The following is a 24808-nucleotide window of genomic DNA, read 5'->3' as shown; positions in this document are numbered from 1 at the left end:
GAACCCCTTCTGATGGAACCAGTACTGAATCTCTTCACCAATCTTTCGGTTGGCAAAAAGCTCATCTGCGGCTTCGGCCTGGTATTGCTGTTGACGCTCGGCGTGGCCGGTACCGGATTCGTTGCGGTCGATGAAATTCTTGGTCGGGCGCAACAGATCGAACAGCTCTCGAGCGTCAACGCATCCATTCTGGCCGCTCGCGGAGCGGAGCGTGATTTCGCCCTGACGCGCCAGCAGTCTTCCGCTGATGCGCTGCACAGTTCCTTGCAGCAGCTCAATACGGAGCTGGCGGGCTTGGACGCCAGTTCCAGCGCGGCGGAGCGGGCCTACCTGACGCGAATTCGTCAAGCGGCTGAGGAATACGGGCGTCAATTCGACCGTTACATGCAGCTGATCGAGCGAGGCGTGGCGCTGCGCACGCGTATGCAGGATGCGGCGCAAGTCAGCCGTGAGGAGTTCGAGTTCATCGAGCTGGATATGTATGACGCGGTGCGGGTACTGCGTCTGGAGGGTGATCGGCTCAAAGGTAGCGACCCGCTGACGATCGCTGAAGCGACATCCGGGCTGACCAAGCAGATCCTCGACATGCGTACCCAGGAGAACGTGTTCGTTGCCAATAGCTCCGATGCTGCGGCGAAAAGCTGGGGCGAGCTGCACGGCAACGTCACTGCCATCGGCAGCAACCTGAAGGTCTGGCTGAATGATGATCAACAGGCGTCCATGGACAAGGCCCTCGCGGAGCTGGAGCAATATCGCGCCGCGTTCGATGAGTTTCGCCAGAATCGTGGCGAGCGGCTCGAGCTGGAGCGCTCCATGGCTCAGCAGTCCGAGGTGGTGATCGCTGCTGCCGACGAGGCGCTGGCCAATGCCAGCAATGCGATGCAGCAGCAACAGCGCAGCAGCTACCTGCTGCTCGGTGTGATCGGCGCGCTGGCCATCTTCGTCGGCCTGCTGGCAGCGACTGTCATTTCACGAATGATCGTCGGCCCGCTGCGCAGTACCGTCCAGCAGGCCCAGCGCGTCGCCAACGGCGACCTGACGCACTCCGAGGCCAGCGCACGCCGCGATGAAGTCGGGCAGCTGCAGAACGCCATGCACGGCATGACGCAGAGCCTGCGCAACCTGATCGGTCGCATCGGTGGCGGCGTCAGCCAGATCGCCGCCGCCGCCGATCAACTGTCTGCCGTGACCGCGCAGACCAGTGCTGGGGTTCAGACCCAGCGCGTGGAAACCGAGCAGGTCGCGACCGCCATGCACGAGATGGCCGCTACCGTGCAAGAGGTCGCACGCAATGCCGAGCAGGCGTCCATCGCAGCGCGCCAGGCCGATCAGCAGGCGCGGCAGGGCGATCGGGTCGTACAGGATGCGGTCGGACAGATCGGCAATCTGGCCAGCGAGGTGGATCAGTCAGCTCATGCAATCGAAGCGCTGCATGCCGAAAGCGGGCGGATCGGCAGCGTGCTCGAGGTCATTCGTGCAGTTGCCGAGCAGACCAACCTGTTGGCCCTCAATGCGGCCATCGAGGCGGCACGTGCCGGCGAGCAGGGCCGAGGTTTCGCCGTGGTGGCCGATGAGGTTCGCGCGCTGGCCCGGCGTACGCATGATTCCACCGAAGAGATCGAAGGGCTGATCGCTAATCTGCAACGCGTTGCCCAGCAAGCCGTCGAGCAGATGCAGAGCAGCCGCAGCCTCACCCAGCGCACCGTAGACCTGGCCAACGAAGCTGGCGTCGCGCTGGGTCGGATCACCGAGTCGGTGTCCACCATCGAACAGATGAACCAGCAGATCGCCGCGGCGGCCGAGCAGCAAAGCGCGGTGGCCGAGAACATTTCCGAAAGCGTGACGCGCGTGCGGGATATCGGCGACCAGAGCGCCAGCGCCACGGAGCAGACCGCCGGGGCCAGCGCCGAACTGGCGCGACTCGGTGTCGAGCTGCAGGGCCTGGTTCGCCAGTTCCGTACCTGACACCTAGAGTCACGTAGCCACAAGCGGCTCGCACTCCGAGCCGCCTGGCTTATCGACTACCGTTAAGCTCCGCCGCCCAGGCTGCCAGAGGCAGTGCCGGTTCCTGCTGCCAGATGCGCTGCCACAGACTGGCCAAACGGCTCATATCGCCCCGATTGGCGGGCAGGCGCTCAGGGAGGGGGACGAGCTGCCAACCCTTGGCAGTGCGTTCGGCGAGCGGAAAGCGAAATGGATGAAATCCGGTCATGCCCAGTCGCAGGTCCGTCACCAGCAACTGGCTGCCATCCTCGTCATAGCGCAGCACGTTTCCGGTAAACCACTGCAATCGCTCATGTTGCGGTGAATCGCTCAGCACTTTGGCCAGATGCACATTGCGTGGCAACCGCACCAGGCTGGGTGGAGCGTCATCCCACCAGCTGACCAGGGTTTCGTAATAATGCTCACCGTCCACCAGAATCACCCGCCACAACAGGCTGTTGAAGGGCGTCGGTGTGCTGAACATGCGTTCTGCCTGAATGCCCTGGCTGGCCACGGTCGCCTGCACGCGATGTTCGGCCATCTGCTTGCCGGCCAGGGTGAATCCCAAATAACCGGTTGAGATGATCAGCGCGTAGGTAGGCCATCTGGCGATTCGCCCGCTCAGCCCGAAGAGGCCAGCCGCCAGCACGGCGAGCAATAGCGGAACGCTGTAGAGCGGGTCGATGATGAATACGCTGGACCAGGCAACAGGTGGCGTCGCCAGCGGCCAGAGCAGCTGCGTGCCGTAGCTGGTAAAGGCATCCAGCAGCACGTGGGTGACCAGTACCAGCCAGACGGTGACGAACAACCGCGTGCCGGAATATCGCGGGTCAGGTCGGAACCGCCTGACCAGCCAGGTCAGCAGTACGGCCACCACACTCAGCACGAACAGCGAATGGCTGAAGCCTCGGTGATAGGTCATGTTGGCCACCGCATCGCCGTAGTCGATGACCACGTCGAGGTCCGGCAGGGTGCCGAGCACAGCGCCGTAAGCGAGAGCCTTGCGACCCTGCCAGCGACCGAGCATCGCGCCCTGCACGCTGGCACCGAGTAGCGCCTGGGTGATCGAGTCCATGTTCTGATCCGTTGGGGCGGGGGTTTACCTTAGCCGAACGGCTGAAGGCGTCTGTCCTGCAAATATCGAAAAAGTGTGTCGGTGGCGCGCAGTGCATAGGACAATCGCGGGCGTCCATCGTCCGCTGCGAGCCTTCATGCTGGAAATTTCCAATACCGTGCAGTTGCCCGATGCCGAGATCGAGCTGACCGCCATCCGCGCCCAGGGCGCTGGCGGGCAGAACGTCAACAAGGTGTCCAGCGCATTGCATCTACGCTTCGACATCCTGGCGTCTTCGTTGCCGGCTTTCTACAAGGAGCGGTTGCTGGCGCTACGTGACAGCCGGATCACCAGCGAGGGCGTGGTGGTCATCAAGGCGCAGCGTTATCGCACCCAGGAGCAGAATCGTCTCGATGCGCTGGAGCGGCTGGCGGAGTTGATCCGCAGTGTCACCAAGGTGGAGAAGGCGCGCCGTCCGACCAAGCCGACGCTGGGTTCGAAAAAGCGTCGGCTTGAGGGCAAGAGCAAACGTGGCGCGATCAAGGCCGGGCGCGGCCGGGTCGACTACTAGCGGGTTCAGGTTCCGGTGCGCATGTCCGTCGGCGCTTCGGCTGGCGGCATATCGTCCAGTTCGCTTTCGTCCGCCGGTTCCTGGCTAGTCGCGTCTTCCGGTGTGTCGGGCATCAATTCCATCACCGTCGGGCTGGTACGCAGGATCGGTGTGAAATGTCCGTGCGGTTCGGTGACCAGGTCGAATACCTTGCGCGGCCGGTAGAAGGCATAGAACGCCAGCACGCCGAGGCCTGTCGCGAAGAACAGCGGCAATGCAATCGGGCCGAACAGATGCATCAGGCCGCCAGCGGCCACCGGGCCCAGCGCCGCGCCGAATCCGTTGGCCAGCAGCAGGCCACTGGAGCCGGAGAGAATCTCGTCAGGATTCAGCTGATCGACCATCTGCGCCACCGCGATGGAATAGATGGAAAACGCCAGGCCACCCCAGACGAACATCAGTCCCAGTAGCAGCGAGCCAGCCAGCAGCGGCGCCACGGCAAGCGCCAGTACCGCGGCCAAGGCGACGACCCAGAGCAGTACGGTGCGCCGCTCATGTTTGTCGGAGAACAGCCCGATCGGCCATTGCAGCACCGCGCCGCCGAGAATGGTGATACTCATCAGCAAGCCGACGCCGGCGGCGTCGAAACCGATTTCGCTGGCATACACCGGGGCCAGGCCCCAGAAGCCGCCAAGAACGAAACCCGATATGCCGGCCGCCATCAGCGGCAGCGGGGCGATGCGCGCGAGCTGCAGCAGGTCGGTGGGCGGAATGTCTGGCAGCGACGGCTGCGGCTGGCGGGTCAAGGTGATCGGCATCATGGCGCTGCCGATGAGAATGGTCGCCAGGGCGAACAGGGTGAATTCCATCGGACTGTCGAGACCCAGCAGCTGCTGCGCTGCCGCCAGCGCACCGAGGTTGACCGCCATGTACACCGCAAACACCTGGCCGCGCTTCTCGCCGCTGACCTGAGCGTTGAGCCAGCTCTCGATGACCATGTACAGGGTCACCAGGGCGACCCCGTAGATTACCCGCAGAACGAGCCAGACCCAGGGATTGACGATCATGACGTGCAGCAGCACGGCGGTGGCGGCCACCGAGGCGTAGAAGGAAAACGTACGGATATGGCCGATGCGGCGAATCAGCGATGGCGCCAGCCAGGTGCCGATCAGGAACCCGGCGAAATAGCCGGACATCAGCAGGCCGACCATCCCGGTCGAGTAGCCTTCGGCGACGCCACGCAGCGTCAGCAGCGTATTGAGCAGACCGTGGCCGAGCAGCAGCAACGCCACGCCAGCAAGCAGGGAACTGATGGGAGCGATCAAGGATTTCATCGGCAACACCCTAAGTAACGAAACTACCAATTACAAGTTGCGGTACGCCTGTGCGGTGGCGCGCCGTGATGCGACCTGCTGGTCGAATATGGCCATGACCTGTCGGGCAGGCGTGGAGATCGTCGTGCTGAACGCTTGGGCAGCAGGCATCGTTCAGGATTCCCGCTCCAATGGGTTCGGCAGCGGTTCAGCGTGACGTACAGCCTGGTTCAGCATCCGCACCGCTTCGGCTATGGCTTGCCGATCCAGCACGCCGTCCAGCGAGGCGGCGGCCTGTTCGAGGATCGCTTGCGCATGGCGCAGGATCACCCGTTCGTGCTCGATGCCCGGGGCACTGAAGAGCAGGTTCTTGCAGGCCTGCAGCAACGTCAGCAGAACCTGCAGGTCATTCTGGCCGTAGCTGCGCAGCGAGCCGAAGGCCAGCAGGAGCATCCGATGCAGGTCGAGCTCGCGCAGGAATATCCGCGGGGCGCCTTCTTCGGGAGCCACGTCATGGTCCGGCAGCTTCATGCGTTCGGCGAACAGCACGCCCATCATGTCGATCGCCTTGATCGCCGTACCCGGATCGTTGATGCCGGGGCTCAACGCCCGCACGGCGATCTCGACGATCTGTTTGAAGCCGAAGAAGAAATGCCGGTGCGCGTACTCCTCGACATAGAAGTCGAAGCAGTCGAGCAATTGCGTTATGCAGCGTTCGTCGAGCTTGCGGTTCAGGCGTATCAGCGGGTGCCCGGGCATGACGAAAAAGCCGTAGTGCACCTGTACGGTCATGCAGGCGTCCTGCTTATCAAGCAACGCCTGGGCGGCGGATAGGTTCAAGGCTTTGAAATAGCCGGAGCGCCGCGCGGGGATGGTCTGCCAGTCGTCGTCATCCGGCCAGCTTGCCATGCTGCGACGCTCCAGCCGCTCATGGCGTTGTTGCAGCTGATCGTAGGTCTGCTTGTAGACACGATTGAGGATGAAATCGACCTGGATCGACAGCGAAATCGAGCGGATGAAGTAGACGAACAGACACAGGCAGATCACGCCTAGCCCCAGCGCCAGGAAGATGCCCAGGCTCGGCACGTTGATGTTGTCGCCTTCCTGAATGGTCGAGATCAGCATCAGCGAGCTGATGATGGTGCCGAGATACACACCCAGCACGACCTGATGGCTGCGACTGCTGATCAGTCCCGGGATCACCCGTGGCGAGAGCGAGGACGCGGCCGAGTTGAGGACCACCATGACCATCGAGAAGCTGAACACCATCAGCGAGATGATGCCTGCCACCAGGGTGCCGAGGATAAGACGGGCGTTGTCGGCGTTTTTCACCAGGCCCAGATCGAGGTCTTCCTTGTAAGGCTGTAGCCAGGTCATCTCCAGCACGATGGAGACGACGCACAGGCTGGCGAGGCCGACCGCGATCAGTGTCGGGTAGAAGGCGATGCTGCCGGTGACGCGGTGATACAGGCGAAACAGCCTGTTGGTGACTGCGGACATTGGGGCTCCCTGCGATGGTCCGCCGAAGCGGGGCTACCCGCCTTTCGGCAGCATCCGGGGCGTAACGTTCGCTCAGCCCTTGTCGCCGGGGACCAGGGTCGCGATCAGCGCACGCACGCTACCGGGCAGCGCGTCCAGTTCTCGGACCAGAATGCTGCGCTCGCGCACCGCCCAGGGTTCGTCCAGTTCTACCAGCGCCAGCTGCATGGTGCGGCTGTGTCGGCGCGCCGCGGACTCGGGAATGATGCCGATGCCGACGCCGGCCTCGATCATCCGGCACACCGCCTCGAAGCTGGAAACCTGGATGCGCAGGGAGAGCTGGCCACCCAATTTTTCTATCTGGTCGCGGAGGAAGGTCAGCAGCGTGCTGCCTTCGTGCAGGCCGATGTGCTGATAGGCCAGGGTCTGGCGCAGCGTGACCTGTCGCTCGCCCGCCAGCGGATGGCCGACCGGCACCGCCAGCAGCAGGCGGTCCGTGCTGAAGTGCAGCACCTGCAAACCTTCGGCCTGCACCGGGCCGGCGATGATGCCCATGTCCGTGCTGCCGTCGAGCACACCGCGGACGATGTCGCGGCTCAGCCGTTCCTGCAGGTCAACGGTCACGCCAGGGCGCTCGGCGAGAAAACCGGCCAGCACTTCCGGCAGGAATTCGGTCACGGCCGTGGTGTTGGCGAAGATGCGGATATGTCCGGCCGAATCGGTGCCGTATTCGGTGAACTCGCTTTTCAGGTAATCCACCTGGCGCATGATCAGCCGCGCGTGCTGCAGCAGCTTGTGGCCGGCCGGCGTCAACTCGACACCGCGGCTGTCGCGGTAGAGCAGGCGGCTGTCGAGCTGACTTTCCAGCGCCTTGATGCGTGCGCTGGCCGCCGCTGGCGACAGGTGCGCGCGGCGTGCGCCCTGCGTCAGGCTGGGGGATTCGGCGATATGAATGAACAGGCGCAGGTCGGCCAGATCGAAATGCATGCTTGCTACCGGTACTTGGAACGGCGTTCAGCTTAGCCGAACGCCGGTGTCGGTAAATACAAATTCACGGAACGCCGCCTTCGTTGCATTCTCCAGTGAAACAAAGACAACGACCGGAAGCCGCCATGACCAATATCTCTGCCTGGATTGGCCGCAGCGAAGAAGCCCACGACCAGCTCAGCCGCAACCTGCTGATGCGCATCGCCGCCACCTTCGGCGAAACCACTCCTGCTCATGGCGAAGCCTTGCCGCCGTTGTGGCAGTGGTGCTTCTTCCAGGAGCCCATCGCCGAAAGTGGGCTGGGTGAAGATGGTCACCCGGCGCGCGGTGGCTTCCTGCCGCCTGCCGACAACCGTAACCGCATGTGGGCCGGCGGCCGGGTCGATTTCATTCGTCCGCTGGAAGCCGGTGGCGAGGCGCGGCGGGTATCCACCATCAAGCACATCGAAGAAAAACACGGCCGCAGCGGTGCGCTCTTGTTCGTCACCGTGCAGCACGACTACCTGCAGGACAGCCGTCTGGCCATCCGCGAGGAACAGGACATCGTCTACCGCGAGCCCACCCCGCCGAAGACCAGCAGCGGCGAACCCATGGTCGCCGGTGGCTGGCGCGAGGCGGTAACGCCGACGCCGACGCTGCTGTTCCGCTATTCGGCGGTCACCTTCAACGGCCATCGCATCCATTACGACTGGCCCTATGTCACCGAGACCGAAGGCTATGCGGGGCTGGTAGTGCACGGGCCGCTGATCGCCACGCTCAACCTGCGCGCTTTCTGCCGCGCCAATCCCGACGCCCGCCTGCGCCGCTTCGCCTACCGCGGCCTGCGCCCGCTGATCGCGCCGCAGCCGTTCGAGGTCGGCGGCCGCATCGTCGCGCCGGGCAAGGCCGAACTCTGGGCCGGCGACCACAACGGCCTGGCGCAGAAAGCCGAAGTGGAATTCGACTGAACCGTAGGGTGGATAACGGCGCAGCCTTATCCACCGCTGAGGCCATGCGCGCCCAACGAACAAGCGAGAAACCGAGATGAACCCGAACAAGACCGAAGAACTGAATTTCATCCGCGAAGGCGTGCGCGCCCTCTGCGCCGAATTTCCCGCCGAATACTGGCGCAGGATCGATGAGGAAAAGGGCTTCCCGGAGGCCTTCGTCACCGCCATGACCGAGGCCGGCTGGCTCTCGGCGATGATCCCGGAAGAATACGGCGGCTCGGGCCTGGGCCTCGCCGAGGCCTCGGTGATTCTCGAGGAGGTGAACCATTGCGGTGGCAACTCCGGGACCATCCACGGGCAGATGTACAACATGTTCACCCTGCTCAGAAACGGCAGCGAGGAGCAGAAGCGCTACTACCTGCCGAAGCTGGCCAGCGGCGAGCTGCGGCTGCAGTCCATGGGCGTCACCGAGCCGACCACCGGCACCGACACCACCAAGATCAAGACCACTGCCGTGCGCCAGGGCGACAAGTACGTCATCAACGGGCAGAAGGTGTGGATCTCGCGTATCCAGCACTCCGATCTGATGATCCTGCTGGCCCGCACCACGCCGCTGGGCGAAGTGCAGCGCAAATCCGAGGGCATGTCGATCTTCCTGGTCGACCTGCGCGAGGCCATCGGCAACGGCCTGACCGTGCAGCCGATCGCCAACATGGTCAACCACGAGACCAACGAGCTGTTCTTCGACAACCTGGAGATTCCGGCCAGCAGCCTGATTGGCGAGGAGGGCAAGGGTTTCCGCTACATCCTCGACGGCCTCAATGCCGAGCGCACGCTGATCGCGGCCGAGTGCATCGGCGATGGCCGTTGGTTCGTCGAGAAGTCCGCGCAGTACGCCCGCGACCGTGTGGTGTTCGGCCGGCCCATCGGGCAGAACCAGGGCGTGCAATTCCCCATCGCCGAAGCGCATATCGAGATCGAGGCCGCGGACCTGATGCGCTGGCGCGCCTGCGAGGAATACGACAGCGGCCGCAACGCCGGCGCTGCGGCCAACATGGCCAAGTACCTGGCGGCCAAGGCGAGCTGGGAGGCGGCCAACGCCTGCCTGCAGACCCACGGCGGCTTTGGCTTCGCCAACGAATACGACGTCGAGCGCAAGTTCCGCGAGACGCGGCTGTATCAGGTAGCGCCGATCTCGACCAACCTGATCCTGTCGTACGTGGCCGAGCACTTGCTCGAGCTGCCGCGTTCGTTCTAACGGAGCCAGACGTAGGGTGGAAAACGGCGAAGCCTTTTCCACGCATATCGAACAGGCGACACGGGTGGTGGAAGTGCTTCGCGATTTCCACCCCTACGAAAAAGGGAAGTGCGTCATGAATATCAGCCATCTCGACCACCTGGTGCTGACCGTCGCTGACCTCGAGGCAACGATCGACTTCTACACCCGCGTGCTCGGCATGCAGGCGGTGACCTTCGGCGAAGGGCGCAAGGCGCTGGCCTTCGGCAACCAGAAGATCAACCTGCACCAGGCCGGGCGCGAATTCGAGCCCAAGGCCGAGCGGCCGACCCCGGGTTCGGCGGACCTCTGCTTTATCGTTGCCACACCGCTGGCCGAGGTGATCGCACACCTTCAGGCGCAGCAGGTCGCCATCGTCGAAGGTCCGGTGCAACGCACCGGCGCGACCGGACCGATCCGCTCGGTGTACCTGCGCGACCCCGACCAGAACCTCATCGAACTGTCCAATCCGTTAGAGAATCCGCTGGAGCCCAACGCATGAGCCAGCACACCCGTGCCTTGACCGAATTCCTCGCCGGGCTTGCCTACGCGCAGATCCCCGAACCGGTGCTCGCCCGCACCGAAGACCTCTTTCTCGATTGGCTCGGCTCGGCCCTGGCCAGCGCCGGCTCGCATCCGATTCCGCTGTTCGAGCGTTACGCGCAGAAGATGGGCCCGGCCGACGGGCCGGCGCGCATTCTGGTCAACGGCCAGAGCAGCTCGGCCTATTTCGCTGCGCTGGTGAATGCTGCCAGCTCGCATCTGGTGGAGCAGGACGACCTGCACAACAGCTCCGTGTTGCACCCAGCCACGGTCGTGTTTCCCGCTGCGCTGGCGGCGGCGCAGGATCTCGGCAAGTCCGGCCGCGAGCTGCTGGTGGCCTCGGTGGCCGGCTACGAGGCGGGCATCCGCATCGGCGAGTTCCTCGGCCGCTCGCATTACCGCATCTTCCACACCACCGCGACTGTCGGCACCCTGGCCGCGGCGGTGGCCGTTGGCAAGCTGATGGATTTCGACCAGCAGCAGTTCACCCATCTGCTCGGCAGCGCCGGTACGCAAGCGGCGGGGCTGTGGGAGTTTCTCCGTGACGCGGCGGACTCCAAGCAACTGCACACCGCCAAGGCGGCTGCCGATGGCCTGCTCGCCGCCTACCTGACCGCCGATGGCCTGACCGGCGCACAGAACATCCTCGAAGGCGAGCAGGGCATGGCGGCGGGCATGTCCCGCGATGCCGAGCCGAGCAAGCTGTCCGACCGGCTCGGCACGCGCTGGGCGCTGGCGGAAACCTCGTTCAAGTTCCACGCCTCCTGCAGGCATACCCACCCGGCGGCCGATGCGCTGCTGGCGCTGATGCAGCGCGAAGGGCTCGGGGCCGATGACATCGCCTCGGTCACCACCCGCGTGCACCAGGGCGCGATCGACGTGCTCGGCCGCGTGACGGTGCCGCAGACGGTGCATCAAGCCAAATTCTCCATGGGTACCGTGTTGGGGCTGATCGCCCTGTACGGCAAGGCCGGCCTGACCGAATTCCACAGCCATGCGCTCAGCGACCCGCGCGTAAGTACGTTCCGCGAGAAGGTCTCGATGACGCTCGATCCCGAGGTGGATGGCGCCTACCCGGCACGCTGGCTCGGTCGCGTCGAAGTGATCACCGCCGATGGCCGCACGCTGCACGGCGCCATCGACGAGCCCAAGGGCGACCCGGGCAACACGCTGAGTCGTGCCGAGCTGGAAGACAAGTTCCGCCGCCTGGTGCAGTTCTCCGCTGCGCGCAGCGATGACGAGGCGAGCGTGCTGATCGATACGGTCTGGCGGTTGCGCGAGCTGGAGCGGCTGGACGCACTGGCCTGAACGTAGGGTGGATGACGGCGAAGCCTCATCCACCAAACGATGTCAGCGCGCAGGGATTTGAACAGACGCGTGGAAAAGGCGTTGCCGTTTTCCACCCTACGCCGAATTTGCAGGATCCGGACATGAACAAGAGCCAAGCCAAACCCCGCCCACTCGATGGCATTACCGTGGTCAGCCTCGAGCATGCCATCGCCGCGCCGTTCTGCACGCGCCAGCTGGCCGATCTCGGCGCTCGGGTGATCAAGGTCGAGCGCCCCGGCGCCGGCGACTTCGCGCGCGGTTATGACGAGCGGGTCGACGGCCTGGCCTCGCATTTCGTCTGGACCAATCGCTCCAAGGAAAGCCTGACCCTGGACGTGAAGCAGGACGCCGCCGCGCGGGTGCTTGACCAGCTGCTGGCGGGGGCCGACGTGCTGGTGCAGAACCTGGCTCCGGGCGCCGCGGCGCGCATGGGTTTGTCCTTCGACGCGCTGCATGAGCGCTTCCCGCGGCTGATCGTCTGCGACATCTCCGGCTACGGCGAGGGCGGCCCCTACGAGCAGAAAAAGGCCTATGACCTGCTGATCCAGAGCGAGGGCGGCTTTCTCTCCGTCACCGGTGGGCCGGGCGAGACCGAGATGGCCAAAGCCGGCTGCTCCATCGCCGATATCGCCGCGGGCATGTACGCCTACACCGGCGTGCTTTCGGCGCTGATGCTGCGCGACAAGACGGGCGAGGGCAGCCGCGTCGACGTTTCCATGCTCGAAAGCCTGGTGGAGTGGATGGGCTACCCGTTGTACTACGCCTACAAGGGCGCGACGCCGCCGCCGCGTGCCGGCGCCGCCCACGCCACCATCTACCCCTACGGCCCGTTCCCCACTGGTGACGGCGGCACGGTGATGCTCGGCCTGCAGAACGAGCGTGAGTGGCTGGCGTTCTGCGACAAGGTGCTGCTGCAGCCGGAACTGGCGCAGGACGAGCGCTTCTCCAGCAACGCCCGGCGTTCGGAGCATCGCACCGAATTGCGTGCACTTATCGTCGAGGCGTTCAGTCGCCTGAGCGCCGAAGAGGTGATCGCCCGGCTGGATGCCGCGCCCATCGCCAATGCCCATGTCAACGACATGGCCGGTGTCTGGGCGCATCCGCAGCTCAAGGCCCGCCAGCGCTGGAGCGAGGTGGACAGCCCGGCCGGTCGCCTGCCTGCGCTGCTGCCGCCGGGGCGCAACAGTGCCTTCGCCCCGCGCATGGACCCGATCCCAGCCTTGGGCCAGCACACCGACAGCCTGCTGGCCGAGCTGGGTTACGCCCCCGGCGACATTCAGCGCTTGCACGAGCAGGGCGCGGTATGAGCGTGCTCAGGAGCCAGCCCATGAACTCATCGATCATCCGTAGCGCGCTGTTCGTTCCGGCGACCCGCCCGGAGCGCATTCCCAAAGCACTGGCGAGCGGCGCCGACGCGGTCATCGTCGACCTTGAGGATGCGGTCGCGGAGAACCTTAAGGCGGAGGCGCGGGGCAACCTCGATGCCTTCCTCGCTGCCAACCCGGACGCCCGCCTGTTGGTGCGTATCAACGCGCCAACCCACGCCGAGCAGGCCGCGGACCTGGCGCTTTGTGCCCGTCATGCCGGCGTCGTCGGTGTGCTGCTGCCGAAGGTCGAAAGCGCGGTGCAGGTTGCGCTGGCGGCCAGTTGCGGCAAGCCGGTCTGGCCAATCGTCGAAAGCGCCCGCGGGCTGGCCAACCTGGCGGAAATTGCCCACGCCCAGGGTGTCGAGCGGCTGTCCTTCGGCGCGCTCGACCTGGGCCTCGATCTCGGCCTGGCCAATGGCACCGCCGGCGCCGAGCGCATGCTCGACCAGGCGCGCTATGCGCTGCTGCTGCAGTCGCGATTGGCCGGGCTGGCAGCACCGCTGGACAGCGTTTTCCCCGACATCAAGAACCTCGATGGCCTCACCCGTGCCGCTGCCGACGCGCGTGACATGGGCTTTGGCGGCCTGCTGTGCATCCATCCGAGCCAGGTGGCCGTGGTGCACGAAACCCTGATGCCCAGTGCCGCGGAACTGGACTGGGCGCAACGCATCCTCGCCGCCGGAGCTTCCGGCGATGGGGTTTTCGTGGTGGACGGACAGATGGTCGACGCCCCCGTCATCGGCCGTGCCCGTCGCCTGCTGCAACGTGCCGGGCAAGCGGTGCCCTGACCGCAACGCTTGCCTGCGAAACGTACCAATCGACAAAAACAAGAGGGTACTTCCATGCTGAGTAACAAGCTCAAGGCACTCGCCTGCGCGCTTTCTTTCTCCATCGCCGGGCTGGTGCATGCCGACCCCGTGACCATCAAATTCGCCCACGTGGTGGCGGACAACACACCGAAGGGGCAGGGCGCCCTGCTGTTCAAGAAACTCGCCGAGGAACGCCTGCCGGGCAAGGTGAAGGTCGAGGTCTACCCGAACTCCTCGCTGTTCGGCGACGGCAAGGAAATGGAGGCCCTGCTGCTCGGTGACGTGCACATGCTGGCGCCGTCTCTGGCCAAGTTCGAGCATTACGCCAAGGCCATTCAGATCTATGACCTGCCGTTCCTGTTCGATGACCTGGCGGCTGCCGATCGTTTCCAGAGCGGCCCGCAGGGCAAGGCGCTGCTGCGCGCGATGGAGGACAAGAACATCACCGGCCTGGCCTACTGGCACAACGGCATGAAGCAGCTCTCGGCGAACAAGCCGCTGCGCGAGCCGAAGGATGCGCGCGGGCTGAAGTTCCGCGTGCAGGCTTCGGCGGTGCTCGACGAGCAGTTCAAGGCGGTGCGCGCAAACCCGCGCAAGATGAGCTTCGCCGAGGTCTACCAGGGCTTGCAGACCGGCGTGGTCAATGGCACCGAGAACACCTGGTCGAACTACGAAAGCCAGAAGGTGCACGAGGTCCAGCCTTACATGACCGCCTCCGACCACGGCCTGATCGACTACATGGTGATCACCAACACCAAGTTCTGGAACGGCCTGCCGGAAGACCTGCGCGGCGAGCTGGAAACGATCATGGAAGAGGTCACCGCCGAGGTGAACCGCCAGGCCGACGACCTCAACCAGCAGGCGCGCCAGGCCATCGCCGCCTCCGGCAAGACCGAAATCATCGAGCTGACCCCCGAGCAACGCGCCCAGTGGCGCGAGGCGATGAAACCGGTGTGGAAGAAGTTCGAGAACGAGATCGGCGCCGAGCTGATTGAGGCGGCACAGGCAGCCAATCGCTCCTGACACCAATTCACTCGCCTGGGCGGGGCCTAATGTGATCTCGCCCAGGTTCCTCTCGATCAACCATGCGACGCCCGTGCAGATGAGACGGGCCTGCTTTTTTTACCCAGACGAACGCTTATGCTGGCCGCTCGACCAACGTAAGGAGACGCCGGCATGAGTCGTTATGCCTTTGTCAGCACGCCGGTGCTGGATATCGCTTATCTCGAATGGAATCCCCGTGGCCAACAGGTCGCCGTGCTCTTGCATGGCTGGCCGGATTGCCCCGAAGGCTGGATAGCCGTCGCCGAGCGACTGGCCGCGGCTGGCTATCGCGTACTGTGCCCGACACTGCGCGGCTTCGGCCAGACACGCTTCACTGATCCGCTGACCCCACGCAGCGGCCAGCTCGCCGCGCTGGGGCGTGACCTGCTGGATTTCATCGACGCATTGCGCCTCGACCAGCCGGTGTTGGTCGGCCACGACTGGGGCGCTCGCGCCGTGGCCAACGCCTGCGGGCTGCGCCATCACGCCGCCGCACGGCTGGTACTGCTCGCGGTGGGTTACGGCACCAATGACCCGAACCAGCACATCTCGCTCAGCCAGGCGCGTAACTACTGGTACCACTGGTACATGGCCACCCCGCGCGGCGAGCAGACGGTAATCGAGGATCGCGCGGCCTTCACGCGGCTGCTGTGGGATACCTGGTCACCGGCCGGCTGGTACGCCGAGGCGGATTTCGTCCAGGCGCTGGAGGCGTTCGACAACCCGGACTGGGCTGCCGTGGTTCTGCACTCCTACCGCAACCGCTGGGGCTTCGTCGACGGCGATCCTGCCTATGCATCGGACGAGGCGCTGCTGCAACCGGCCCCGGTGCTCGCCGTACCGACGCTGGTGCTGCACGGCGAGGCCGATACCTGCAACGCACCGGAAACCTCGGCCGGGCGTGAGACCTTGTTCAGCGGCCCATACCACCGTCAGCTGTTGCCAGGCGTGGGCCATTTCCCCCAGCGCGAAGCGCCGCAGGCGGTGGCCGAGGCGATTCTGCGGTTCTGTCAGGGGGACTGAGCCCGTAGCTACATGCTGCGGGCGGCGAGACCTAACGGTTTTCCGGCCTGCAGTGGTTGGTTTTTTTAGAGCTCTGCTAGGCCTGCCGCTTGTGCTTGCCAGTTTTTTTTGCGGCGCTACACGGCATGGAATCTCGAAGCCTTATCGACACGGCAATGGAGGAGCGTTTGCGGAAGGTCGCAGGCGAGGCAAGGTTTGATCACATCAATTACATGCTTCCCGGAGCTGGTGTATAAACACCCGGCGTCCCTGAGAGGCCCGAGCTAGAGGGTGGAGACAACGGCGAATGGAGTGTTATACACCAAGCCCGTTCGGCGTCTTATACACCACTTGGTATCTAGTTATAGTTATATTTCTTGAGGCATTATGGTTCCCATTCAAGATTTTTTAAAGCATGTAGACTTGTCTGACCTGCATGAAAAAATATGCAACTTTAGAGACCTCGACTTCAAAAAATTAAGCTATCAAGAAGTCCAGAATGAAATATCAAAAGTAATCACATTTAATACACTGCATGGAAATATTTCAGTATTAACGCCAGGCTCTGGAAGTTATCCTGCAGGAACGCGTTTCTACAGGGTCAGAGCGATAGATGAAGATGATAGAAATCTACCGTTAAGATCAATGAGCAAAATATGCGACTGCTGGGAGCCGCCTGCCAGTATCGTTAAGGTCGGTCGCTTAAATAAAGAAAAAGAACCTCTGCTTTATACATCCCCAATGCATCCACATATTGCAGTGGAGGAAATGAAAGCCAAGGACAACCAACTATTTTCACTAATAGTGTACGAAGCGATAGAACAGGTAAATGTAACGATCATTGGAACCCCGGCGCTACATGATGGGCTATCAAAAGAAGAGATTCTAAAGTCTCGAATGATCCAAGACTTTCTGCGCCATGAATTCATTAGAGATGTGGGCTCAGGTACGGAATATCTTTATCGAATATCAGAGTCCATAGCAAAAGACTACTTTGATCTACCACCAGAGTTTCATGATGCATGGTGTTATCCATCGGTAGCAAAGAAAGGAGGCTACAACACCTGCTTCAGACCTGAAAGCAGATCAAAGCTACGCCTATGCGGTGTACAAATAGCTTCAGTCTCTCGACAAGGAGATGATTATCTATTCCATATTAAGCTCATCGCAAAAGATTCAGGTGATGGCCAGGCATTGAGCTATCACGCAGTAGGTTCTGAAGAACAGGCAAAAATTTTCCCTGAAATTTCAGTAGAAAAAATATAACAACTGGTTCAAACCGTTCGCTTCGCTCACTGGGACGGGCTAGAGCCCGCCCCTTAACCAATCGTTCCGCAGCAGGATGCGTTTGTTCCGGCAGTCTCGCCTCTCACCACAAGCACCGGTCACACCTCATTGCTCATTCCCGCCGTAAGGCGGGCTTTGCGTTGTGCCAGTCGCCGCTGGGCCACCGCTCATGGCGCCACACCGTCCAACAGGCGCTCCGCACGCGGTCAAACGCCGGCTTCCTGCATCCACTTCGGTTTCGGGTAACGGCGATCGGCCTTGCCGGCCTTGAGTACCGCGCCCGGCACGTCGTGGCCGACCAGTTGGGGCAGGTCGGCGGCGCATTGCAGCAGGCGGTCGAGATCGACGCCGGTGTTCAGGCCCATGCGCTGGAACATATGCACGAGATCTTCGGTGCAGATATTGCCGCTGGCCCCGGGTGCGTAGGGGCAGCCGCCGAGTCCGCCGAGAGAGGCATCGAAGCGGTCGATGCCGGCGTTCAGCGCTGCCAGCGCGTTGGCCAGGCCCATGCCGCGGGTGTTGTGGAAGTGTGCGGTGAATACTGCCTGCGGCCAGCTGTTCAGCACTTCGTGGCAGATGCGTTCGACCTGCGCCGGGTCGGCCATGCCGGTGGTGTCGCAGAGGGTGATGCCCTGCACGCCGATCTCCAGCAGGCGTTGCACCAGCTCATAGATGCGCCGCTCGGGCACGTCGCCCTCGAAGGGGCAGCCGAAGGTGGTCGATAGCGAGGCGTTGATGAACACGCCACTGCCGCGAGTGACCTCTATGATTTCGCGGAACTGCACCAGCGACTGTTCGGGCGTCATGCGCAGGTTGGCCAGGCCGTGGGTATCGCTGGCCGACATCACCAGGTTGATCTCGTCCACCTCGCAGGCCAGCGCGCGCTCGCAGCCCTTCACGTTGGGCACCAGCACGGTGTACTCGACGCCCTCCACACGGCGGATGCCGCGCATCACGTCCTCGGCGTCGCGCAGGTTGGGAATGGCCTTGGGCGAGGTGAAGGAGGTGACCTCGATCTTCGCCAGCCCGGTTTGCGAGAGGCGGTCGATCAGGGCGATCTTGGCTTCGGTCGGCACGAAGTCCGCTTCGATCTGGAAGCCGTCGCGGGTGGCGACTTCCTGGATATACAGGCGTTTGTTCATGGGAATCCTGTCGGTTGTGCCTGGGCGTAGGGTGGATGACGCTTTACCCAACCACCGTCGTGGCTTGCTGGCTGGTGGACAAGCTTCGCGTTGTCCACCCTACGTGTGGCCATAGTTCGTAGGGTGGATGACGCTCCACCCATCCACCGTTGCGGAGGTGGTGGCGGATGAAAAAAACGCCATCCATCCAATGGGCAGTGTCAGATGATCCCGCGCTCGCGCAGGCCCTGGCGTTGTTCATCGGTGAGGCCAAGGCCGGCCAGTACGTCGTCGGTGTGTTCGCCCAGTTGTGGGCCGCCTTCGCCGATGCGTCCCGGCGTGCGCGACAGCTTGGGCAGCACGCCCGGTACCTTGAGCGGGCCGGCGAAGGTCTGCACCTGCTCGATCATCTGCCGCGCCAGGTAGTGCGGGTCCTTGACGATATCGGCGGCGGTATAGGGATAGCCGGCCGGCACGCGGGCGCCCTTGAGTGCTTCGATCACCTCGTCGCGGCCGTGCTGGATGGTCCATTCGCCAATGGCGGCATCGATCAGCTCGGCGTGCTGGGCGCGGCCGTCGTTGTGGGCGAAGCGCGGGTCATCGGCGAGGTCCTGGCGGCCCATCAGGGTCATCAGGCGCTTGTAGATGCTGTCGCCATTGCCGGCGATCAGCACGTAGGCGCCGTCATTGCACGGGTAGGAGTTGGACGGGGTGATGCCGGGCAGGGCGCTGCCAGCCGGCTCGCGTACGTAGCCGAAGGCGTCGTATTCGGGCACGAGGCTTTCCATCATGGCGAACACCGACTCGTACAGCGCCACGTCGATCTCCTGCCCCTGGCCGCTACGGTTGCGCTCCTGCAGGGCGAGCAATACACCGATCACCCCATACAGCGAGGACAGCGAATCGCCGATGCTGACGCCGACCCGCACCGGCGGCTGGCCCGGATAGCCGGACAGGTGGCGCAGGCCACCCATAGCTTCGCCGATCACGCCGAAGCCCGGCAGGTCGCGATAGGGGCCGGTCTGTCCGTAGCCGGAAATGCGCAGCATGATCAGCCGAGGGTTCAGCTTCGACAGCTCATCCCAGCCCAGGCCCCATTCTTCCAGCGTGCCAGGGCGGAAGTTCTCCACCAGGATGTCGGCTTCGGCCACCAGCTGGCGGACGATTGCCTGGCCTTCCGCGGCCTTGAGATCCAGCGTCACCGAGCGCTTGTTGCGCGACTGCACATGCCACCAGAGCGAGGTGCCGTCCTTGAGCTTGCGCCACTTGCGCAACGGGTCGCCGACCTTGGGCGGCTCGATCTTGATCACATCGGCGCCGAATTCGCCGAGCAGCTTGCTGGCGAAAGGGCCGGCGATCAGCTGACCCATCTCGATCACCTTGAGGCCCTGCAGCGGCAGGTTCTTGTCTGTCTGTTCGCTCATCACGACACCTGTGCCGGTTGATTCATGGTGCCGAGCATGACCGACGCATGGCCAGCGGACAATTGGCCGTTGGCCAAGTGAGGTTTCGCGTCTCACGAAGGCTAAGACGAAAGGAGCTTTGAAAAGCACGGATTGAGCAGAGCATGCTTCGTCTACCGCGAATACGGGAATCCACTATGCGCCGCATCGATTTCGTCACCCTTCGCCTGTTCGTCGCCATCGCCGACGAGCGCAGTCTGACCCGCGCCGCCGAGCGCGAGCATCTGGCGCTGGCGGCGGTGAGCAAGCGCGTCAGCGATCTGGAAGGGCAGCTCGGCGTCAGCCTGCTCTACCGCCAGCCCAAGGGTGTCGAGCTGACGCCGGCGGGGCACGCACTGCTGCACCACGCGCGCAACCTGCTGGATAACCTGCAACAGCTGGACGCCGATCTCAGCGAATTCAGCCAGGGCGTAAAGGGCCATGTGCGCATCCACGCCAATACCTCGGCGGTGATCGAATTCCTGCCCGAGGACCTGAGTACTTTCACCCGCCAGCACCCGGAGGTGAAGATCGACCTGGAGGAGCGCGTCAGCAGCGACACCCTGCGCGCACTGCGCGAGGGGCTGACCGATATCGGCATCTTCGCCGGGCATATGCCGGCCGAGGACCTGCAGGTGTTTCCCTACCGCGAGGATCGGCTGGTGCTGGTCACGCCACGCGAGCATCCGCTGGCCGGCCGCGAATGCATTGCACTGCGCGAGGCGGCAGGCTTCGATTTCATTGGCCTGCAGCAGGATGCCTCGCTGCACGCCCTGCTGCAGCAATCGGCGCAACAGATGGGTACGCCGCTGCGTCTGCGCATTCAGGTGCGCAGCTTCGAGGCGATCTGTCGAATGATTCACACCGGCATGGGCATCGGTGTGCTGCCCGAGCAGGTGGTGCGCAACTACCTGCCGGCGCTGGACGTAGCCATCGTGCCGCTGACCGATGCCTGGGCGCGACGCGAGCTGAAGCTCGGCGTGCGCAATCTGGAAAGCCTGTCGGTGACCGCCCGGCAGATGCTCGAACACCTCACGCTTCGCGAAGGCGAGGCCTGAACGAAGCCGTTCGGCGGCGCGATCGCGTGACGCCCTTCGCCAAACGCGAAGTCGCGCTTGGCCAATTAGCAATTCAGCCCGAGGGGGCGGCGGGGTAGAGTCGGATCAGCTGCATGGCTCACACAACTACAAAACGGAGCTCTCCATGGCACGACTCACCCGTGGCATCACCCGTCTGCTCGCCGCTTCGGCGCTGTTTAGCGTCCTCGGCGCCCAGGCCGATCCGATCCTGATCAAGTTCTCCCATATCACCGCCGACAGCACGCCGAAGGGCCAGGGCGCGCTGATGTTCAAGAAGCTCGTGGAAGAGCGCCTGCCCGGCCAGGTGGAAGTGCAGGTGTTCGCCAACTCCTCGCTGTACGGCGACGGCAAGGAGATGGAGGCACTGCTGATGAACGAGGTGCAGCTGCTGGCGCCGGCACCGTCGAAGCTCGAGCAGTACACCAAGCAGCTGCAGCTGTTCGACCTGATGTTCCTGTTCGACGACATGGCCGCGGCGCAGCGCTTCCAGCAGTCGGACAAGGGGCGCGCCATGCTCAAATCCATGGAGGACAAGGGCATCACCGGCCTGGCCTACTGGCTCAACGGCATGCGCCACTTCACCGCCAACAAGCCGCTGCGCGAGCCGGCCGACGCCCGCGGGCTGAAATTCCGCGTACAGCCCTCGGACCTGCAGGCCGCCCAGTACACCGCGCTGCGGGCGGTGCCGCGCAAGATGGCCTTCGCCGAGATCTACCAGGGCCTGCAAACCGGGGTGGTCAATGCCTAGGACAACCCCTGGTCGAACATCTACAGCCAGAAGTACCACGAGGTGCAGAAGTACATAACCGAGTCCGGCCACGGCATCGGCAACTACCTGCTGATCACCAATACCAGGTTCTGGAGCGGCCTGCCGGCGGAGGTGCGCAGCGAACTGGAGACGATCATCGATGAGGTCACCGCAGAGGTGAACCGCCAGGCCGAGGCGCTGAACGAGAAGGCCAGGCAGGGCGTCATCGACTCGGGCAAAAGCGAGATCTTGGTGCTGACCGACGAGCAGCGTGCCCGCTGGCGCGAGGCGGTGCAGCCAGCGTGGAAGAAGTTCGAAGCCGATATCGGCAAGGAGCTGATCGAGGCGGCCCAGGCAGCCAACGACGCGTCCTGAGGCAAGCCCGCCAATGGTCTGTTAGACCAATGTGCAGTTTCGGCCGCGGCGCTGGCTGCACAGAATGGCGGCGTCTATCTGCGTGATCGGACAAGTGTGTATTCCAACCGGATGGTTGAACGAGCGGCCCTTGAGGCCGCTTTTTTTTTGCCCGTGATTCAGCGAGGCAGCGGATCGGCAAGCGCGGCAGGGCCAGGCCGGTGTGTTCGAAGCGCAGCACCAGGATGAGCGCATGTATTGCCCGAATTATTTTCGGCTAGAAGGTGATGCACCAGGGGCGCTGCGGTTGGCGAGATAGTGGATTGCGTGGCACGGGCACGATGGCGCCCGGCGATGGCTGTTACGAATTGAGACAGCCACCGTGGGCAAATGGCCGCAAATCAGTGTCTATGCTTGGAAGGTGGTCGCCAGTGGTGGCCACAGCGGTATTGGCATCGGCTGAAGCAGACGTCTGACAGGCGCGTGGTTGGCGATCCGCACGGGAAACGTGGATCGATCGGGTGGTAAGGATTCGCCTGCGAGACAAGGCTGCGAGCGGAAAATAACCAGACAACCCGAGGTGACTGCCATGTGCGCTGCGTCCGTGTATCCCGTGTCCCCTGAGGCTGCAAAGCATTCCCTGACCGACGAGGCCGCATATCGGGCCATGTATCAGCAGTCGGTGATCAACCCTGAAGGATTCTGGCGCGAGCAGGCGGCACGGCTGAACTGGATACGGCCCTTCACGGAGGTCAAACGCACCTCGTTCGATGACCATCACGTCGACATCAAGTGGTTTGCCGACGGCACGCTGAACGTCTCGGCCAACTGTCTGGACAGGCACCTCGCGGAACGCGGCGATCAGGTGGCGATTATCTGGGAGGGTGATGAGCCGTCCGAGCATCGTGAAATCACCTATCGCGAGCTGTATCAGGAGGTCTGCAAGTTCGCCAACGCGCTGCGTGGCCAGGACGTACATCGCGGCGACGTGGTGACCATCTACATGCCGATGATCCCCGAAGCCGCGGTGGCGATGCTGGCCTGCGCGCGCATCGGTGCGATCCATTCGGTGGTATTCGGTGGTTTCTCGCCCGAGGCTCTAGCCGGGCGCATCATCGATGGTCAGTCGAAGGTGGTGATCACCGCGGACGAAGGCATTCGTGGCGGCAAGCCGATCCCCCTGAAGGAGAACGTCGACGAGGCGCTGACCCACCCGCAGACGCGTTGCGTGCAGAAGATTATCGTCGTGCGCCGCACCGGTGCCGACATCCGCTGGCACCCGCACCGCGACGTCTGCTATGACGACCTGATGCGGGTCGCCGGCGAGGTTTGCGCGCCGAAGGAAATGGGCGCCGAGGAGCCGCTGTTCATCCTCTACACCTCCGGCTCAACCGGAAAGCCGAAAGGCGTGTTGCACACCTGTGGCGGTTATCTGCTGTATGCCGCGCTGACCCACGAGCGGGTATTCGATTACCGCCCCGGCGATGTTTATTGGTGCACCGCCGATATCGGCTGGATCACCGGTCATAGCTATCTGATCTACGGCCCACTGGCCAACGGTGCGACGACCCTGATGTACGAAGGCGTGCCGAACTATCCGGACGTCACCCGCATCGCCAGGATCATCGACAAGCACCGGGTCAACATCCTCTACACCGCGCCGACGGCGATCCGCGCGATGATGGCTGAAGGTGCGGCGGCCATGGAGGGTGCCGATGGCTCCAGCCTGCGCCTGCTGGGCACGGTGGGCGAGCCGATCAATCCCGAGGCATGGCACTGGTACTACGAGACGGTCGGTCGATCGCGCTGCCCAATCGTCGATACCTGGTGGCAGACCGAAACCGGCGGCATCCTGATCAGCCCGTTGCCGGGGGCGACCGCGCTCAAGCCCGGTTCGGCGACGCGCCCGCTGTTCGGTGTGGTGCCGGGGCTGGTCGACAACCTGGGCAACCTGCTGGAGGGCCCAGCAGAGGGCAATCTAGTGATTCTTGATTCCTGGCCAGGGCAGATGCGCACCATCTACCGCGATCACGATCGCTTCGTCGACACCTACTTCAAGACCTTTCGTGGCATGTACTTCACCGGTGACGGCGCGCGGCGTGATGAGGACGGCTATTACTGGATTACCGGGCGGGTAGACGATGTGCTCAACGTTTCCGGGCACCGCATGGGCACCGCCGAGATCGAGAGCGCCATGGTTGCCCATGCCAAGGTTGCCGAGGCCGCCGCGGTGGGTGTGCCGCACGCGCTCAAGGGTCAGGCGATCTACGTTTACGTGACCCTGGTCGCCGGAGTGGAGCCGAGCGACACGCTGCGCCAGGAGCTGCAGCAGTGGGTGCGGCACGAGATCGGTCCGATCGCGGTGCCGGACACGATCCAGTGGGCGCCCGGACTGCCGAAGACGCGCTCGGGCAAGATCATGCGTCGCCTGCTGCGCAAGATCGCCACGGACGACTATGACGCGCTGGGCGACACCTCGACCCTGGCCGATCCGGGCGTGGTGGATCAGCTGATCGAGGCCCATGAAGCGGTGAAGCAGCGCTGAAATCGAGGGCGGCCGGCGAGGGCGGCCAAAGGGCCGCCAGAGCTTTGGGCGTATCCAGTGCAGCCCATGCCAGGCGGCAATGGTTTGGCTCTATGGCTACCAGGCTCCCGCAACCTGACCGGGCCGCCGTGCCGGCCTCATTCGCGGACCAGGCCGTTCCCCACAATCAACCGGGCAAAACGCTTAGACGCCGGCAGGTGGGCTTTTCAGGTCATCGTTGCCGGTGACTGTGGTGCCGTTGGTGGCGGCCGCCGCATTGGCCCGCAACTGCTCCTCGTTCGCGGCGTACCGCTCGAAGGGCATCTGGTGCGAGCGCCCTTCGGCCATGCCGGCCTGTTCATTGACTTCATTGAACACGCGCTTGGCTTCGCAATGACCGGTCACGCCGCGGGCTACGGCCATGCCACCGATGCCCAGCTGCAGCAGGCCGCCGAGGCCACCGCGGCGCAAGCCCTTGGCAAGAAAATAGAGGCCGCCGGCCAGGGACATCGCGCGTTCCCAGCCGTGGACGTTCTGTTCGAGGTGCTTGGAAGAGTTGTTCATGGGTGGCTCCGACGAAGACATTCT

General features: G+C 63.7%; 20 protein-coding genes and 1 pseudogene. 14 read left to right on the top strand and 7 right to left on the bottom strand.

Going from position 1 to position 24808, the window contains the following annotated elements; translation table 11 throughout:
* The first annotated feature begins 12 nt into the window (after window positions 1-12).
* Window positions 13-1965 carry a methyl-accepting chemotaxis protein gene (locus tag PSEST_RS13055; protein WP_015277446.1) on the top strand — a complete coding sequence of 651 codons (1953 nt, stop codon included), beginning with the start codon at window positions 13-15 and terminating at the stop codon, window positions 1963-1965.
* Window positions 1966-2014: 49 nt separating this feature from the next.
* Here the strand turns inward: PSEST_RS13055 and PSEST_RS13050 are convergent, their stop codons facing one another.
* Window positions 2015-3058 (bottom strand): metal-dependent hydrolase, encoded by a 1044-nt coding sequence (locus tag PSEST_RS13050; RefSeq protein ID WP_015277445.1) that lies wholly within the window; start codon window positions 3056-3058, stop codon window positions 2015-2017.
* Between the two features lie 136 nt (window positions 3059-3194).
* Between PSEST_RS13050 and arfB the strand changes: the two genes are divergently transcribed.
* Window positions 3195-3608 carry an alternative ribosome rescue aminoacyl-tRNA hydrolase ArfB gene (gene arfB / locus PSEST_RS13045; RefSeq protein ID WP_015277444.1) on the top strand — a complete coding sequence of 138 codons (414 nt, stop codon included), beginning with the start codon at window positions 3195-3197 and terminating at the stop codon, window positions 3606-3608.
* 5 nt (window positions 3609-3613) lie between these two features.
* Here arfB and PSEST_RS13040 read toward each other — a convergent pair whose 3' ends face one another.
* The 3 genes from PSEST_RS13040 to PSEST_RS13030 all read right to left on the bottom strand — a co-directional run bounded on the left by PSEST_RS13040 (window position 3614) and on the right by PSEST_RS13030 (window position 7366).
* Window positions 3614-4921, bottom strand: a complete 1308-nt coding sequence (locus PSEST_RS13040) for an MFS transporter (protein ID WP_015277443.1) — start codon at window positions 4919-4921, stop codon at window positions 3614-3616.
* 153 nt (window positions 4922-5074) lie between these two features.
* Window positions 5075-6400, bottom strand: a complete 1326-nt coding sequence (locus PSEST_RS13035) for a DUF2254 domain-containing protein (RefSeq protein WP_015277442.1) — start codon at window positions 6398-6400, stop codon at window positions 5075-5077.
* A 72-nt stretch (window positions 6401-6472) separates the two neighbouring features.
* Window positions 6473-7366: a LysR family transcriptional regulator gene (locus tag PSEST_RS13030; protein ID WP_015277441.1), complete on the bottom strand. Its 894-nt coding sequence runs from the start codon at window positions 7364-7366 to the stop codon at window positions 6473-6475.
* Window positions 7367-7491: 125 nt separating this feature from the next.
* On the opposite strand from PSEST_RS13030, the gene PSEST_RS13025 reads away from it, so the two are divergent.
* The 9 genes from PSEST_RS13025 to PSEST_RS22140 all read left to right on the top strand — a co-directional run bounded on the left by PSEST_RS13025 (window position 7492) and on the right by PSEST_RS22140 (window position 16931).
* Window positions 7492-8313, top strand: coding sequence for an FAS1-like dehydratase domain-containing protein (locus PSEST_RS13025; protein ID WP_015277440.1), 822 nt, complete (start codon window positions 7492-7494; stop codon window positions 8311-8313).
* A 76-nt stretch (window positions 8314-8389) separates the two neighbouring features.
* A complete protein-coding gene (locus tag PSEST_RS13020) occupies window positions 8390-9553 on the top strand; it encodes an acyl-CoA dehydrogenase family protein (protein WP_015277439.1) in 1164 nt (387 codons plus the stop codon).
* A 115-nt stretch (window positions 9554-9668) separates the two neighbouring features.
* Window positions 9669-10073, top strand: coding sequence for a VOC family protein (locus PSEST_RS13015; protein ID WP_014596401.1), 405 nt, complete (start codon window positions 9669-9671; stop codon window positions 10071-10073).
* On the top strand, window positions 10070-11422 hold the full coding sequence (locus tag PSEST_RS13010; RefSeq protein ID WP_015277437.1) for an MmgE/PrpD family protein: 1353 nt from the start codon (window positions 10070-10072) through the stop codon (window positions 11420-11422). The genes PSEST_RS13015 and PSEST_RS13010 overlap by 4 nt, the downstream gene beginning before the upstream one ends.
* A 122-nt stretch (window positions 11423-11544) precedes the next feature.
* The gene (locus PSEST_RS13005) at window positions 11545-12750 is read left to right on the top strand and encodes a CaiB/BaiF CoA transferase family protein (RefSeq protein ID WP_015277436.1); all 1206 of its coding nucleotides are present in this window, start codon (window positions 11545-11547) and stop codon (window positions 12748-12750) included.
* A 20-nt stretch (window positions 12751-12770) separates the two neighbouring features.
* Window positions 12771-13598 (top strand): HpcH/HpaI aldolase/citrate lyase family protein, encoded by an 828-nt coding sequence (locus tag PSEST_RS13000; protein ID WP_015277435.1) that lies wholly within the window; start codon window positions 12771-12773, stop codon window positions 13596-13598.
* Window positions 13599-13652: 54 nt separating this feature from the next.
* Window positions 13653-14642 carry a TRAP transporter substrate-binding protein gene (locus PSEST_RS12995; protein WP_015277434.1) on the top strand — a complete coding sequence of 330 codons (990 nt, stop codon included), beginning with the start codon at window positions 13653-13655 and terminating at the stop codon, window positions 14640-14642.
* 153 nt (window positions 14643-14795) lie between these two features.
* Complete coding sequence (locus tag PSEST_RS12990; protein WP_015277433.1) at window positions 14796-15686, top strand: alpha/beta fold hydrolase; 891 nt, start codon at window positions 14796-14798, stop codon at window positions 15684-15686.
* 366 nt (window positions 15687-16052) lie between these two features.
* Window positions 16053-16931, top strand: coding sequence for a hypothetical protein (locus PSEST_RS22140; RefSeq protein WP_015277432.1), 879 nt, complete (start codon window positions 16053-16055; stop codon window positions 16929-16931).
* 227 nt (window positions 16932-17158) lie between these two features.
* Here PSEST_RS22140 and PSEST_RS12985 read toward each other — a convergent pair whose 3' ends face one another.
* Together PSEST_RS12985 and PSEST_RS12980 are read right to left on the bottom strand one after the other, a co-directional pair.
* Window positions 17159-18094 carry a hydroxymethylglutaryl-CoA lyase gene (locus PSEST_RS12985; RefSeq protein WP_015277431.1) on the bottom strand — a complete coding sequence of 312 codons (936 nt, stop codon included), beginning with the start codon at window positions 18092-18094 and terminating at the stop codon, window positions 17159-17161.
* A gap of 200 nt (window positions 18095-18294) precedes the next feature.
* Window positions 18295-19497 carry a CaiB/BaiF CoA transferase family protein gene (locus PSEST_RS12980; protein WP_015277430.1) on the bottom strand — a complete coding sequence of 401 codons (1203 nt, stop codon included), beginning with the start codon at window positions 19495-19497 and terminating at the stop codon, window positions 18295-18297.
* A 176-nt stretch (window positions 19498-19673) separates the two neighbouring features.
* Here PSEST_RS12980 and PSEST_RS12975 point away from each other — a divergent pair, with 176 nt between their 5' ends.
* The 3 genes and pseudogenes from PSEST_RS12975 (at window position 19674) to acs (ending at window position 24241) form a co-directional block, all read left to right on the top strand.
* Entirely contained in the window at window positions 19674-20573 is a 900-nt protein-coding gene (locus tag PSEST_RS12975) for a LysR family transcriptional regulator (RefSeq protein ID WP_015277429.1), read from the top strand.
* A gap of 145 nt (window positions 20574-20718) precedes the next feature.
* A pseudogene (locus tag PSEST_RS12970) lies at window positions 20719-21717 on the top strand (TRAP transporter substrate-binding protein).
* Window positions 21718-22285: 568 nt separating this feature from the next.
* Entirely contained in the window at window positions 22286-24241 is a 1956-nt protein-coding gene (gene acs, locus PSEST_RS12965; protein ID WP_015277428.1) for an acetate--CoA ligase, read from the top strand.
* 183 nt (window positions 24242-24424) lie between these two features.
* Here the strand turns inward: acs and PSEST_RS12960 are convergent, their stop codons facing one another.
* Complete coding sequence (locus PSEST_RS12960; RefSeq protein WP_015277427.1) at window positions 24425-24784, bottom strand: YgaP-like transmembrane domain; 360 nt, start codon at window positions 24782-24784, stop codon at window positions 24425-24427.
* Window positions 24785-24808: the final 24 nt, after the last annotated feature.

The organism is Stutzerimonas stutzeri RCH2 (assembly GCF_000327065.1).
Classification (GTDB): Bacteria; Pseudomonadota; Gammaproteobacteria; order Pseudomonadales; family Pseudomonadaceae; genus Stutzerimonas; species Stutzerimonas stutzeri_AE.
Note: the sequence above shows the minus strand (reverse complement) of the source record. Positions and strands in the feature narration are given on the sequence as shown.